Source organism: Ursidibacter maritimus (genome assembly GCF_009761395.1).
Classification (GTDB): Bacteria; Pseudomonadota; Gammaproteobacteria; order Enterobacterales; family Pasteurellaceae; genus Ursidibacter; species Ursidibacter maritimus.
Genome location: NZ_LEKN01000018.1, coordinates 1 through 636, shown reverse-complemented (window position 1 = coordinate 636; position 636 = coordinate 1). Strand labels below are relative to the sequence as shown.

General features: G+C 42.0%; 1 pseudogene. It reads right to left on the bottom strand.

The window, feature by feature from the left end:
* A pseudogene (locus A1D26_RS05320) lies at positions 1 to 636 on the bottom strand (hypothetical protein); the annotation flags it as partial.

Below are 636 nucleotides of genomic sequence, written 5' to 3'. Positions count from 1 at the left end.
ATATCTAGCTGTTCACCGAGGGCTTTATGGATCACTTCTCCATTTTCACCTTTGTAGTTCATACCTTTGGTAGTGAGCTCATTTTTGACATTATCAATGTCGCCTTGTAACTCAGTTTTAGCACCATCAATCTTATTGTTCAGCTCGCTCTTAGTGTCATCAATCTTATTGTTCAGCTCTGTTTTGGCTGTGTCAATGTCTCCTTTAAGCTCTGTCTTAGCATCATTAACTTTATTGTCTAATTGACCTACATTCACCGCATCTTTGGTATCAACTCCATCCGCTAAGCCTGTGATTTTGTTGTTACTCATCACAAGGTCGCCACCTTTGATGGTTGCACCGTTGTTAAGTGTGGTTGTGCCTGTAACTTCTAAGCCTTTCTCTGCGGTCAACTTGTCTTTAACTAATACTGTACCGTTTAATGTGGTAGCACCATTGACATCCAAGCCTTTGTTAGCGGTCACTTTGTCAGCGAAAGTTGCAGGGCCTGTTACAGCTAGCTCACCACCAATTTCCGCTTTACCCGTTGTTTTTAACGTGCCAAAAGTTGGTGTTTTTGACGTGGCAACGGTAACGGTTTTGCCATTACGAGTAATGACAATATTGTCACCCTGTTCAAAAGTTACCGCTTCATCA